This window comes from Paraburkholderia aspalathi (assembly GCF_900116445.1).
Classification (GTDB): Bacteria; Pseudomonadota; Gammaproteobacteria; order Burkholderiales; family Burkholderiaceae; genus Paraburkholderia; species Paraburkholderia aspalathi.
In genome coordinates this window covers 543208-556679 of the sequence record NZ_FPBH01000002.1, presented here as the reverse complement: position 1 = coordinate 556679, position 13472 = coordinate 543208, and the positions used below count along the sequence as shown (strand labels likewise).

At 60.4% G+C, this 13472-nt stretch carries 12 protein-coding genes and 1 pseudogene; 7 read left to right on the top strand and 6 right to left on the bottom strand.

Translation table 11 applies throughout. The features are described 5' to 3' along the window. Positions 1–287: hypothetical protein (locus BM438_RS45835; RefSeq protein WP_208620609.1), on the top strand; the 287-nt coding region annotated here is incomplete at its 5' end. 36 nt (positions 288–323) lie between these two features. On the opposite strand, the pseudogene BM438_RS46930 reads toward BM438_RS45835, so the two are convergent. Beyond that, positions 324–500 (bottom strand): annotated as a pseudogene (locus tag BM438_RS46930) (tetratricopeptide repeat protein); the annotation flags it as partial. Positions 501–796: 296 nt separating this feature from the next. Between BM438_RS46930 and BM438_RS05155 the strand changes: the two are divergent. After that, positions 797–1366 carry a cysteine hydrolase family protein gene (locus BM438_RS05155; protein WP_093633222.1) on the top strand — a complete coding sequence of 190 codons (570 nt, stop codon included), beginning with the start codon at positions 797–799 and terminating at the stop codon, positions 1364–1366. Positions 1367–1438: 72 nt separating this feature from the next. Here BM438_RS05155 and BM438_RS05150 read toward each other — a convergent pair whose 3' ends face one another. Then, complete coding sequence (locus BM438_RS05150) at positions 1439–2362, bottom strand: LysR family transcriptional regulator (protein WP_093633221.1); 924 nt, start codon at positions 2360–2362, stop codon at positions 1439–1441. A 105-nt stretch (positions 2363–2467) separates the two neighbouring features. Here BM438_RS05150 and BM438_RS05145 point away from each other — a divergent pair, with 105 nt between their 5' ends. Genes BM438_RS05145 through BM438_RS05135 form a run of 3 tightly spaced genes read left to right on the top strand, consistent with a single transcriptional unit; the run spans position 2468 to position 5176 of the window. Further along, complete coding sequence (locus BM438_RS05145; RefSeq protein ID WP_093633220.1) at positions 2468–3133, top strand: RraA family protein; 666 nt, start codon at positions 2468–2470, stop codon at positions 3131–3133. Next, positions 3133–4374, top strand: a complete 1242-nt coding sequence (locus BM438_RS05140) for a pyridoxal phosphate-dependent aminotransferase (RefSeq protein WP_093633219.1) — start codon at positions 3133–3135, stop codon at positions 4372–4374. Before BM438_RS05145 ends, BM438_RS05140 begins: the two co-directional genes overlap by 1 nt. Next, the gene (locus BM438_RS05135; RefSeq protein WP_093633218.1) at positions 4358–5176 is read left to right on the top strand and encodes an alpha/beta fold hydrolase; all 819 of its coding nucleotides are present in this window, start codon (positions 4358–4360) and stop codon (positions 5174–5176) included. Before BM438_RS05140 ends, BM438_RS05135 begins: the two co-directional genes overlap by 17 nt. A gap of 12 nt (positions 5177–5188) precedes the next feature. Here the strand turns inward: BM438_RS05135 and BM438_RS05130 are convergent, their stop codons facing one another. Then, positions 5189–5842 (bottom strand): GntR family transcriptional regulator, encoded by a 654-nt coding sequence (locus BM438_RS05130; RefSeq protein ID WP_093633217.1) that lies wholly within the window; start codon positions 5840–5842, stop codon positions 5189–5191. A 32-nt stretch (positions 5843–5874) separates the two neighbouring features. Between BM438_RS05130 and BM438_RS05125 the strand changes: the two genes are divergently transcribed. Beyond that, the gene (locus BM438_RS05125; RefSeq protein ID WP_093633216.1) at positions 5875–7032 is read left to right on the top strand and encodes a pyridoxal phosphate-dependent aminotransferase; all 1158 of its coding nucleotides are present in this window, start codon (positions 5875–5877) and stop codon (positions 7030–7032) included. Between the two features lie 779 nt (positions 7033–7811). Next, positions 7812–9857 carry an arabinofuranosidase catalytic domain-containing protein gene (locus tag BM438_RS05120; protein WP_093633215.1) on the top strand — a complete coding sequence of 682 codons (2046 nt, stop codon included), beginning with the start codon at positions 7812–7814 and terminating at the stop codon, positions 9855–9857. A gap of 125 nt (positions 9858–9982) precedes the next feature. On the opposite strand, the gene ppnP is transcribed toward BM438_RS05120, so the two are convergent. The 3 genes from ppnP to BM438_RS46685 all read right to left on the bottom strand — a co-directional run bounded on the left by ppnP (position 9983) and on the right by BM438_RS46685 (position 12976). Next, entirely contained in the window at positions 9983–10303 is a 321-nt protein-coding gene (gene ppnP, locus BM438_RS05115) for a pyrimidine/purine nucleoside phosphorylase (RefSeq protein WP_093633214.1), read from the bottom strand. A 191-nt stretch (positions 10304–10494) separates the two neighbouring features. After that, positions 10495–11199: a hypothetical protein gene (locus BM438_RS05110; protein ID WP_093633213.1), complete on the bottom strand. Its 705-nt coding sequence runs from the start codon at positions 11197–11199 to the stop codon at positions 10495–10497. 316 nt (positions 11200–11515) lie between these two features. Beyond that, a complete protein-coding gene (locus BM438_RS46685; RefSeq protein WP_167378298.1) occupies positions 11516–12976 on the bottom strand; it encodes a hypothetical protein in 1461 nt (486 codons plus the stop codon). Positions 12977–13472 lie beyond the last annotated feature (496 nt).

Genomic DNA, 13472 nt, shown 5'->3' with positions numbered 1-13472 from the left:
TCTTCGCCCTCAACGAATCGCTTCATGAATCCCCCGACCCAAACGCGTTGATTCAGTTTAGGCGATCAATGCGTTTTCACACAGCCTCGACCCGTTTGGGTCATTCAGTTTCCCGCATAACAGACCTTCAAATGAGCAACTTTGCCGAACTTAAAAAAGCGATGTTGGAAGGCGTCAACGACGGCCTTGTTGGCACCACGTCCACCAGCACCAACGTTCCGACTTTCCAGTTCCGTGCGATTTCCTCGGCAGTCGACAGTGAGTCGCAGGACAGTTTTGGACGATAGTACCGATCCAGGATGCGTAGTTTCAGCAATCTTTAGCCAGACATATGCCGCGATCAGATTTTGCGGAACGCCGGCGCCATTTTTTAGCATCAAGCCCAACTTTGTTTGAGCACTCTCGTCGCCTTGATTGGCCGCTTTGCGGAGCCAGTACGTGGCCGTTACCTCGTGACGTTGGACGCCGTATCCATGAAGGTACATCTCAGCCAGATTGACCTGCGAGGAGGCAAGAGATCAGCACGGCAATGAAGTTAATACAGGCTTTAGTCAAGCGAATTTGCATAGCGTATCTGTCAGGAGAAGGGATCCGGTCTATGTAAGTCGTATCGATACACGCACGGAAATCAAGGCGTGAGTGGTCCAATCAATCTTACTCGCCACAGGTCTGCCGCTCACCCCATGTTGGCCGTACCAAGCCGATCAGACAACGAGATTCGAGGCTCGCAGCAGACTTGCGGTAAAGTCCTGAATCGAATCGCTTCGCCACAACATTCCCTCACGCAGAACCAAAAATGACTGCCTCGCTACGTCCGGCCGGAGCGCTCCTTTTGCTGGTGGATCTTCAGAAAGCAATAGACCACCCAAGCTGGGGACGCAGAAACAACCCGCTTGCGGAAATTCAAATTGCACGTTTGCTCGACCACTGGCGGAGTAACAGCTGGCCGGTATGGCACATTCGGCACGACTCCACCGAACCTGGCTCGCACTATCGACCGGGCCAAAGCGGACATGACTTCAAGCCTGAGGCCACCCCTGTCGCCGGCGAGCCTGTGATCCCGAAGCGAACCAATAATGCCTTCATTGATACGAATCTGGAAGCGCAACTCCGCGCGCAAGGCTATGACACGCTAGTGGTCGTCGGCGTCATCACCAATAATTCTGTCGAGGCGACGGTTCGCATGGCCGGCAACCTGGGCTTCACAACCTATCTCCTATCCGACTGCTGTTTCACGTTTGATCGAACGGACTGGAACGGAAACCTGAGAAGCGCGGAAGACGTGCACGCGATGTCGCTTGCCAATCTCGACCCGGAATACTGCACCGTCACGACTGCTGAGACATTGCTGGACACGGACAAATAAGCTGGGCCATTTCAGATGGTGCGCCAGAGATCTAGGCAGCTTCAGGCCAGGCGTGCCATACGGTCAAATGGCTTAACGCGACACCTTACGCATCTTCGGCCCGCCTCCGGTACTTGCTAATACGGCCACCACGGCGTCAATAAGCGGATTATCCCGACCAGTACTCCAGGCCACAGCCGTAGTCACCACACTTACATTTTCCTTGAGCGGGCGAAACACAACATTCTCAGGAGCCAGCTTCTTCAGCGAAGCCGGCACCAGGGCAATGCCTTGCCCGCAGCCCACGAAAGCAACCTGGGAAGCCACCGAACGGACCTCATGCAGTATTCGCGGAGAGAACCCATTAGACCGGCAAGACGCCACCAGACTATCGAAGTACACCGGGCTTACCTGCCGCGAAAACATGACGAAATCCTGATCCGCGAGCGACGCCAGCCTGATGCGTGAAGATCCAGCCATCGCATGGTCACGATGCATGGCCACCGCCAGCCGATCCTGGGCCAGCGGCAATGACTGAATCGTCCCGCCAAGCTCGCCCTCCAGTCTGGCGAAAGCCAGGTCAATGTCGCCCGCCTCGAGCGCTGGAACGGCCTCGACACTGTCGATCTCTTTGACCGATATTGTAAGTTGCGGGTACTCGGACTTTAGCCGCTCGACCAGCGGCGGCAGAACATCCAGCATCGCAGACGAAATCGCCCCAATTGTCAGGACGCCACTTCGTCCGGCGACCGCCTCGCGCACCGATAACTCAAGTCGCTCAAGCTGTTCCGCGAACTTACGCACCGCAGGCAGGATCGCAGCGCCAATCGGCGTAAGTTGCGTCCCACGCCGGGAGCGCTCGAACAGCTTCACCTTCAACGCCTGCTCGAGCGCCTGAATCTGCTCAGTCAGCGGCGGCTGGGACATATCCAGGCGCCGTGCCGCACGCCCGAAGTGCTGTTCCTCTGCAACGGCCAGGAAGAGCCATAAATGACGGATAAGCCGGAAGTTGATCATGATTGACTGATAGGTTTATCGTATCGAAATCTTCCAAGATTCGGAATTTACATATCGAACTGTAGGCGTGAAAGTAGGGCATCGCAACCATCTCGCGGCGCTTTCATGACCTCGACCTCACTGCTTGATCGCTTTGCCGCGCTCGACACCAACACGGTATCGGACGCACTGGACTTCCTTGGCATTCCTGGCGCTACGTTCGGCCTGCGCCCCTTGTGGGATTGTCCGAAGATCGTCGGGCGCGCCAGCACCATTCAACTGGGACCGAAGGCGGACGCGGGACCAACCGTCCACCTGATTTCGCCGGTCATCGCCCAGATCCAGTCAGGCGACCGGATTCTGGTTATTGCCGGCGGCATCGATGGGATTTCGTGCTGGGGCGACATCCTTGCCAATGCTGCCCAATTCAAGCGCATTCGCGGTTCGGTAATCGATGGCATGAGCCGTGATATCGACGGCAGCGAATCGATCGGATACCCGGTCTTTGGGCGTGGCGTCACGATGACCAGCGCACGCAATCGGGTCGTTCAGGTTTCCTCAGGCGAGCCCGTCCGCGCCGCCGGGGTGCTCGTCAATGAAGACGACTACGTCATCGCGGACCGTTGCGGCACGGTGTTCGTGTCGGCTGCGCGCATCGAAGAAGTCATTGAACTGGGTGAACGCATCGCGCGGCGCCAGGACGGGATGGTGCAGGCGGTGCGTGCCGGACGATCGGTCGCTGATGTCATGCACGACAAGGAATTCGACGCCATCAAGGAAGGGTGCAGGTAATGAATCAGGAAGATCTGCAGCACCTGAACGTTCACCTTGCCAAGGCCCAAGCTTCGGCGACCTACCGCATGATGGACCGCGTTGCGGTGCGCCGTGCCGCCGGTGCCAGGGTCCTCTCGCTCAGCGCGGGCGAGCCGGACTTCGACACGCCCGTGCACATCTGCGACGCGGCAGTCGACGCGATTCGTGCCGGACACACGCGCTATACGCAGGTCGCCGGCATGCGCTCGCTGCGCGAGGCAGTGGCCGCCAAATTCCGGCGCGAGAACGGCCTTGATGTCAGTTGGCAGGACACGATCGTCTGCAGCGGTGGCAAACAGGTCATCTACAACGCGCTGGCCGCAACCCTCAACGAAGGCGACGAGGTCATCGTGCCCGCACCTTACTGGGTGAGTTACCCTGAGATGGTTCAGCTGTGCGGCGCGACCCCGGTCGTCGTCACCTGCGGCAGCGAAGACGGTTTCAAGCTGACGCCCCAGGCGCTGGCCGACGCAATCGGACCACGCACGCGCTGGCTGATCCTGAACTCGCCTTCCAATCCGACCGGCGCGGTCTACACGTGTGAAGAGCTGGCTGCGCTTGCCGCAGTGCTATTGGCCAATCCCCATGTGCTGATCCTGTCGGATGATATCTACGAACACCTGATCTTCGATGGTGCGAGCTTCCATACGATCGCTGAGGTCGAGCCGCGGCTGATCTCACGCACGCTGACGATGAACGGCGTGTCCAAAGCTTATGCGATGACGGGCTGGCGCATCGGTTTCGGCACCGGTCCGCGCTGGTTGCTGGATGCAATGGAAAAGCTTCAGGGGCAACAGACCTCGGGCGCCAGTGCTATCTCGCAGCATGCAGCATTGGCAGCGCTCACCGGCCCTCAGAACTTCATCGCCGAATCTCGATCCGTCTTCGAGCAGCGACGCGACCTGATGGTGAAGCTGCTCAATCAGGCCCCCGGTCTGACATGTGCCTTACCCAGCGGCGCCTTTTACGCGTTTGCCTCGTGCGAGGGGCTGATCGGACGCACGACGCCGGCCGGCGCAAAACTCAACACCGACGAGGACGTAGCAGCAGCCATACTGGACGAAGCCGGCGTCGCCGTGGTTCAAGGCAGCGCTTTTGGGCTCGGCCCCTACATCCGGATCGCCTACGCGCTCGATGACGACGCACTAATTGAAGCGTGCCGTGCGATCACGAGTTTTTGCCAATTACTTAGTCAGGAAAATCATGCCGTCGCCGGGTGAGCTTGCAAGAGAAACGCTGACGCTGAGCGTACAAGGTGTTGACCTCCAGATCGCCGCAATGCGTAGGGCAGGTGAACGGGCGCCGATCTTGTACCTGCACGGCTTCGGTTCGACCAAAGAGGATTTCGCCGACATCGTTCGCTATCCGGCGTTCGCGGGACGTGCGGTTGTGGCATACGACGCACCCGGCTGCGGCGCAACACACTGCAGCGATCTGTCGAAGATTTCGATTCCGTTTCTGGTCGCGACTGCGAAGGCCGTGCTTGAGCACTTCGGCATTCACAGGTTCCATCTCGTCGGCCACTCAATGGGCGGCCTCACCGCGCTCATGCTGGCGCATGAAGAACCTCAGCGCGTGCTGAGCTTCACCGATATCGAGGGTAACGTGGCGCCCGAGGACTGTTTCCTGAGCCGACAGGTGATCGATTATCCGGCGGAGAACGCGCAAGCATTCTTCGATGACTTCATTGAACGGGCTTGGCGTTCGCCGTTTTATTCGTGTCCGCTCTATGCAGCGAGCTTGGGTCACAAGGTGCGCGCTGAGGCGGTGCCGGGCATCTTCAGATCCATGGTCGAACTGTCCGACCATGGTGACCTGATGACGAAATTCCTTTCACCGCCGTTCCCGCGGATGTTCATGTATGGCGAGCAGAACGCTTCTCTGTCGTATCTGCCGTCTCTTCGGGCGCACGGAATAGAGCTGGCGGAAATATCCCATAGCGGGCACTTTCCGATGTATTCGAATCCCGTCGAAATGTGGGCGCGCCTGGCGCAGTTCCTGGCGACAGCTTCGGCCGGTTGACTACCGGCTTCGTCATTGCCGTGCTTCGCGCAGCGCGTCCTGCATCACAACGCCAGCCGCCTCGATATGTGCTTTCGTCAAGCGCTTGGCGGCGCGCCGATCTCGTGCGAGGACTGCATCGAGGATCGCATGATGCTCTGCCAGCGAGATGCCCTGGTAGCGCTCTAGCTGCCAGACGAGCCGCAGATAGCGGTCAGTCTTGCGCCAGATTGCTTCCAGCGTCTCCAGCAGATGCCGCTTGTCGCTCGGCCGATAGATCGCTCGATGAAATGCCCAGTTGTCGATCGACCAGTTCTCGACCTCGTGCGCGTTCTCGTCGTGCTTAAGAATTGCGCGGACCGCGGTCTCGTCGTCTGAGCCGAACGCATCGATAGCGGAGTCGAGCGCCAGCAGTTCGAGCGCGATCCGCATCTCCGTTAATTCTGACGCTTCGAGCCGCGTCATCGCGGAGACGAATGCGCCCCGGTTCGGCACGATCGTAACGAACCCGCTCGCCTGCAACTGCACGAACGCCTCACGCACCGGAATGTGACTGGTGCCGAATTCCTTCGCAATCAGATCCTGCCGCAGCTGCGTCCCGGGCACCAAGGTGCCGTTCGCGATGCGCTCGCGCAGGAGTTCGGCAAGCGAAGTCGAAGAGGGCTTGCTATCTGGAGATTTTTTCACTTTAATATATTAAAACGATAACGGAGGCCCGTGTGACAGTATCTCGCTTAATAAATATTCCTGGCATTGGAGTCGACCGAATCGGCGACGCCGCGGATTCTCTGCGCGACGCGGACATTCTAAGGCTTGAAAATCTCGATACCGACCTGCGGCCGCCGGCGCAGGCGCTGGCTCACACGCACGAGGCCATCGACGACGACGCGGCAAACAGCTATCTGCCCTTCACCGGCCAGCGTGCATTACGCGAGGCGGCCGCCGAGCGGGTCGGCCGCGCCGTAGGCGTCGCATACGACGCAGCGAGTGAATGCATCGTCTCGGCCGGCGGCCTGGCGGGGATTTTTAACGTACTGCTCTCGATTCTTGAGCCGGGCGACGAGGTCGTGCTGACGGATCCGACCTACGCCGGCCTGATCAACCGGGTGCATCTGGCCGCAGGCGTGCCGAAGTTCGCGCGGCTGCAGCCGGGTGTCGACGGCTGGCGGCTCGATCTCGACAGTCTTGCCGCTGCGATCGGGCCACGAACGAAAGCGCTGCTGATCATGTCGCCTTCGATGCCGAGCGGCTACGTCGCGTCGCGGGACGAATGGCTTGTGATTGCGGAACATTGCAAGCGCAATGGCATCTGGCTGGTCTATGACGCGGCGATGGAGCGCATCGTGTTCGACGGGCGCGAGGTCATTCATCCCGCCGGTTTGCCGGGCATGCGCGAGCGCACCATCACCATCGGCGCGGTGTCGAAGGAGTATCGGATGATCGGCTGGCGCGTCGGCTGGATCGTCGGGCCCGCATCGATCATGAACGACGTACGTCTCGTGAGTTTGTCGAACGTGGTGTGTCAGGTTGGTATCGCGATGCCCGGCGCCACTGCCGCGCTCACTGCAACCGACGACGGCGTGGCAGCCGCAGTCGCGGAATGGGAGCGCCGTCGCGACTTCCTGATGAGCGCGCTTGCTGATCTGCCGGTGATCCGTCCGCATGGCGGCTGGTCGATGCTCATCGATACCCGTGCGCTGGGTCTGGAGCCACCCGAGGCGTCGAAGCTGCTGCTCGAACGCGGCAAGATCGCGGCTACGCCGATGACGAATTGGGGACCCGGCGCGGACCGCTATCTGCGTTTCGTTTTCTCCAACGAAGCCGTTTCGCGCTTGCATGACATTCGTGAACGCATACGCCGGTCGTGGCAGATATGACTCCCGAGAAGTGGCTACACAAACGGCGCTGACCGCAAAAACGAGCGCTTTCAGTGTGCCGTACGACAAGGTCGGCCTCCACATGTTCGCTAGGCATGCCTCAGTTGCCACGCGTACTCAATCGTCTTGAGGAACAAACACCCGACTAGCGGCTCGCTGATTTATTACAAATTGTATTAGCGATAATATTGGCGAAATTCGGGTAGGCAAGCTCCACTTTCCCCACTATATGGGCGTCACGTTCGATTCCTTAGTCTGAATATACGGGATTGTACTGAGGCGATAAGTCGATATTATTGACTAATATTATTACCTAACGCGGCGACCCTACCGTCTCGCGTCGTCAGATGCTGTCCCGCAGGGCAGCCGATCGATACAACGATAGTGGAGACGAGCATGGCGAGCCGCTGTGTACCGCAATGGATGGTGGCTATGTTGGCCGCTGACCTCGCGTACTAGTCGCCCGCGCTCACGAACGCGATGAATACAATGCCGCCGTCCGTGGCCGGCGAGATCCTGCGTGACGGCCAGCCAACGCATTTCGACTGCCAGGCCGCTGCGCATACCGGCATCTTCGCGGTCTACCAGACAATCAACCTCATTTCCGTGCACCGTATGGCTGGGACGGCGCGTTGCATCGCTCGGTAGCACATTTTCTAACTGGCAGCAATGAGTGGCAGTTCTGAACCCGGCTGAACCGTGATGATTTTTGATAAATCACTTTGCATAACTAAGTTGAGTGAATCCAATCAGAAGCTATGGCTTCATAGGAGGAGGTCATGATGTCCAGAGGAACCGGATTAATTGCTGTTTTGTTAGCGATGACCGTCGGGCTTGCCGCATGTAACGGAGATAGTAGTGGCACGTCCGCATCTCAAGCGACAGGGGTGTCGAACTCAAGTACGTCGCCGTCGCCGACGAATGACGCAGCCCAGTCAAATGACAGTACACAAGCGGAACAAGCGACCGCGAGCCCGCTACCTTGCGACGCTGCAGCAACTGCCAACACGCCGTGTTCCGCGGCTCATAGCGTGACACGCCTGCTGACGAAGAATTACAGAGGCCCGTTATTCCAGGTTCGACGTGCGTCCGATAGTGCAACGCAGGACGTCTACCCCTATACGTCGGGTAGCTTGCCGAACGGCGCCGACCGCACGCTGATCGGCTCGGCCAACGTTAAGAGCGCAAACGCGTTCTGCAACAATACAAGCTGCTCCGTCACCTACATTTACGATCAGATCGACCTGGTTGCGCCGCTCAAGGGAGGAGCATTTGGCAACGTGCCGGCCACCCTCACACTCAACGCGGACGGAACAGAGTCGCTGACCCTGCCGAATAGCGGCTCAGGGAAGCAAAAAGCGACGACTGTTCCGGTCCTCAACGGCTTTGCGACAATCACGCTTCCAGGAACCAGTGGAGCACTGACCGTTCAACTGCTCCAGCCCCCCACCGCGCTGACCACCCAGTCACCGACCCTTCAATTATCGATCGGAAACGATTTGCCGGCGCTCCCCGGTACGCCAGCCAAGTTAGGCTTCGTGCCGTTGCAAGGCGTTCAGATTCCAGCTCTCGGTACTTTGGCGGGACAAGCCTATCGCAACAGGTTCGGCACGGTGAACCAGTCGATTGGTGATAGCGATATCGCTGAATACATGGTGGCAGGAGCGCACTATAGCCAGTCCTCCACGTGCTGCGGGACCTATGGAAATATGGAAAGCAGTGCTAACCCGAGCACCTATGCGCATGGAGAAGTAGAAGGGGAAATGTTCGCGCTGGCGTTCTCGAACGGCAACGCAGCTGTGTTCGGCTATTGTGACGGCGACTCGAACCAGGCACCGAACGTAAAAGACCCCGTGTGCAACGCACTTGATATTAACTGGCCGGGCGTCGACGCGGAGGCAGGCGTTTATCTCTATGGTCCGCAGCAGCCTCCAAAAGAAAAGTTCGTCACGGTGCTTTCTAAATACTCACCGGTAACCGCGTCAAATATCTTCGTGGTCAAAGGCGGCTCTGCCTCGCAGAGCGTACTCACGGCACTCTATGACCAGGCGCCCCCAGAAGCCTTGAACTTTGGCAACGACGCGGGTCATGCATTTAATGGGCAATGGCAGGGCGGTCTTTCGCTTGGCGAAGGCGGCGACGGTAGCGGTGCTCCCATCCAGTTCTTCGAAGGAGCGATCATCACCAAGGCGACATCCGACACGACCGATAACGCGATCCAGGCGAGCATTGCAAAGTTTTACGGACCGCCTGCTGACAAGGCCGTGGCTGCCTGCTATGCAAACAATCTGATCAACTCGCCGCTGAATCTCGCCACACCGGATGCATGGTCGCAACAGAATGGAGGCACCGCTGTGCCTGCAACTGATGTCTCCGGAGTGAACAAGGGCGCTGCAATGGTTACCAGCACGAACGGCTCGTCAGTCTCGAATGTCCGCGAAATCATCAGGGTTCAGGGCGGCCAATCTTATAGCTTCACTGACTACGTTCTCGCCACTACGAACGCGGCGGTCTTTCCTGGGGGATCAATCCAGACCGATGACCCGAGCGGCACTGAATTTGGCTGGGTCCTCAACACGAATACGGGCGCTGTAGTGCGCGGAACATGGGGCGCCGGACAGGCAACTTCGCTGAGCGCAGTGAAATCGGGTAACTGGTGGAAAGTGACGATGACCCTCACCGCTCCCGCGGGATCGAACAATGCATCAGTTTTTATCGATCCGCCCACATCTAATGCTGCTGGAGCTCGTTCACAGCAAGCGCCGTACTTGAGCGCAACACACTATTGCCCAAGCCTTGCAATCGTGACTAGCGCTGGAACGTAAGCGTGAACCGTGTGGTGGTTTCCGGAGACAGTTGCTCTTAAGGGAAGGGCGTCACGGAAAACACAAAGGAAAGGTCAGCAAAGTGGGTGACGGTGCCGGGTGAATGACCCGGCACCCGTCCGTCTTTACAGATAGCTGCAGACGTAGTCGAGCGTTTCGATCACGTCGATATCGAAGCGGCTCTTGCCGGGCACCGAGAACGACTCGCCCGCGCCATACGTCTTCCACTCGTCGCTGCCTTCGAGGCGGATGCGGCATTGGCCGGCCTGCACCTCCATGAGTTCCGGTGCGTCGGTGCCGAAGTTGAGCGTGCCGGGCAGGATCACGCCGAGCGTCTTGCGCGTGCCGTCGGCGAAGAGAACAGTGTGCGAGACACACTTGCCGTCGAAGTAGACGTTGGCGCGTTTGATAACGGAAACCTGATCGAATTGCGTTGTGGCCGTCATGGCGGTCTTCCTTTGGGTCATCGTGAATGGATGCATTCGCGCCGCGAGGCGGCAGCGGGCGGTGCGCGATCTGCGCGGACCGCCGGCGCGGGCTTTCGTCGGACGCAAGTTCGCCATCATACAGGCGGCCGACGGCGTCAGCCGCTAACCCACGTGCGTGTCAGGGCAACGCTGCGACGTGATCCTGACGACTAGCCAGCCCGGGACCAACGACCCGAGTCCGGACACACAATCACCTGTTCGCCGTTCAGCTGGACTTGCTCGGTATCCGGTTGCGGCGAGGTCGAAGGGGCAACGTCGAAGGCCACCTTCAGTGCGTGCCCCACATGAGCATTTTCGATGAGAAGCTCCCAGGTCAGGAATATCTGGATCCAATCCTGGTCCGGCGGGAAGTCGGCCGCGTTAAAACCACTGCTGCCGCGCTGGATGACGCCATGAGGCTGGCCAGTATCGAATATCACAACCGTTCCCCGGGTCAGAGGAATCCGCCGGCCCAGAGCGGGAAAGTGCAAGTCCAGACCTCGGTCCTCGCTCATGAAGAGATTGCAGAAGGCCGCGTCGCCATATTGCGCACCGTCATGGTGATACCGCGCGCCGCGGCAGGCCATGAGGGCGACGTCACTGGCGGCAAGCACCTCAGGCAGTCCAAGCGCGTGCGTCCAATCGGACACGGCCTGCACGCAGCGCGTGTAGTCCGGCCAGCGCGCCCGCGCTCGCGGCAACGGCATCGGCTCGACGTCCCCGGGTTCCAGGACCAGATGCGACGAGATCTCTCGCTCCCAATCCGCAAGCAGACGAACAGGGGGCATAGGGACGTCGACGGTGCCTGATAGCACGATGTCGCTCACGCTTCGGCTGCGAATAGCGTCGTCACTCCAGTAATAGGAGGTCAGCATGTGGCGCATTCGATTCAGTTGAGGGGGGATTCATCCGGGCATTGTAACGATCCCGCGGGCCCGCTTCGGCGCGAGCCGGTCATGCGCCGTGGCGCTCGCGAAGCTGTGCCGGGTTGACCGCGCCCGACTTCGTGGAGATTGTCTCGCGTAGTCAGCGGCCAGCAGATGCAGCGTGTGACGTATCGTGCGGGTTGACTCGTATGAATGCGCCGGGCCTGACGTTGTAAGGCTGTGATGCCAGTCAGGTCCGGCCGTCTTTCTGTTGCACCCACGAGGTCGCGCTGGAGGTGCCCCCCGGGGCACCTCGCATTGCGGATTAATGCTTGGGTGTGGACGGCGTGCTGCCGCCGCCGAGTCCGCCTGTAAGTCCGCCGAGTAGGTTCGTCAACGGGGCGAGCGGAGACGAGCCGCCGCTTGCACCGCCGAGTGCACCGGTCAGTGTGCCGACAAGGTTGGTCAGTGGTGCAACCGGATTGGACGCGGTGTTCGTCGACGATCCATGAGAGGTGCCGCCGCCCAGGCCTCCGGTTAGTCCGCCGAGCAAGGTGGTAACCGGTGCGAGAGGGCCGCTGCCTTGCGCTGTGCCGCCTCCCAACGCGCCGGTCAGTCCACCGAGCAGGGTGGTAACTGGTGCGAGAGGGCTGCTGCTGCCTTGCGAGCCGCCGTTCACCGAGGCCACCGACAGCCCGCCGAGCAACGCGGTCACAGGTGCCAGCAGGCCACCGGTGCTATGTCCGCTCGATCCGCCTGTGACGCCGTGTGAACCACCGGTTGTGCCGTTGGCCACACCGTTGCCATTGCCGCTACCACTGTTGTTGCCCACGGTGATCGGCACGATAGGCACGCTGATCGCGCCGACGCTGACGACCAGGTTTACGATCGGATCAAGCAGGCCGCCGGTGGTCTGACTGCCGCTGCTGGAGCCAACGCCAGTGTTGGAGCCGCCGGAGCCGCTGGTGCCGCCGTGACCACCGTTGCCACCGCCTGAGCCGCCCGAGCCTCCAGAGCCGCCGCCGTTCCCACCACCCGAACCGCCGGACCCGCCCGAGCCACCGGAGCCACCGGAGCCACCCGAACCTCCAGAGCCGCCGCCGTACCCGCCACCTGAGCCGCCGTGGCCACCGTCTCCGGAGCCGCCGCCGTTCCCACCACCCGAACCGCCTGAGCCACCGGAACCGCCGGACCCGCCCGAGCCACCGGAACCTCCAGAGCCGCCGCCGTACCCGCCACCTGAGCCACCGTGGCCACCGTCTCCCGAGCCGCCGCCGTTCCCACCGCCTGAACCTCCAGAGCCGCCCGAGCCCCCAGAACCTCCAGAGCCACCCGAACCTCCAGAGCCGCCGCCGTACCCGCCACCTGAGCCGCCGTGGCCGCCGTCTCCAGAGCCGCCACCGTTCCCACCGCCTGAACCTCCCGAGCCTCCTGAACCGCCGGATCCACCCGATCCACCTCCGTATCCACCACCCGAACCGCCCGAGCCCGTGGAGCCACCCGAGCCGCCGCCATAACCGCCGTCTCCAAAACCGCCGCCCCATGCCGAGCCGCCGGCCCAAACCGAGCCGTTACCCGCACCGCTGCCGGCCCATGCGCCGGATGTGGTACCGCCTCCTGTCCACGCGTATCCCGATCCTGGTTGTCCGGTTGTCGTCCATCCGCCGCCTTGCGTAAACGAGGGCGGCGGTGTGGTCGTGACGTCTCCGGCCTGACAAGAAGTGGCTAGCGACCACCATAGGAGTGCGCTCGCCGATGCAACAAGAGTGTGTTTGAAGGGAGCCATGATTAGTCCTTTCGCGATGAAATCGCGTCCTGATTGGAAGGTGTAATCAGTGCCCCCGGAAAACCGCTGATCGGTCTTGCAGAAACGTTTGCTTTTCTAGCCCGAGACCGCGTTTGTGCGCGTCGCCTTCGATTAATTTTGGAGCTGGCGCGGTAGCGCCATGCTCGGATGTGGCTTGCTCGGGCAATTGGTCGCTGCAAGTTCCGAGCCAATGCGCCGGTTACGGAGCGCGGCATGTTCCGCGCACGCGCAGTGCAGAAATTGAGTGGTGTGCGGCGATGAGGGTCTTGCTGGACAGGGTAGATCGGGCGAGAGGGAGAACGCAGTGGCGGCATTGCGTGGGGCGTGTTACGTCCAAGGTGTTACGTGTTCCCGTCACGTCGAACGTAACCTCGCCGTTACACGTCGTGTTGCGCAATTAGTTCAGACAAAAGGCGGCGTTGCCATCATTCGGAATCCGATCTATTGAGGCACGTGTTGGAAACGCACGTTTAGA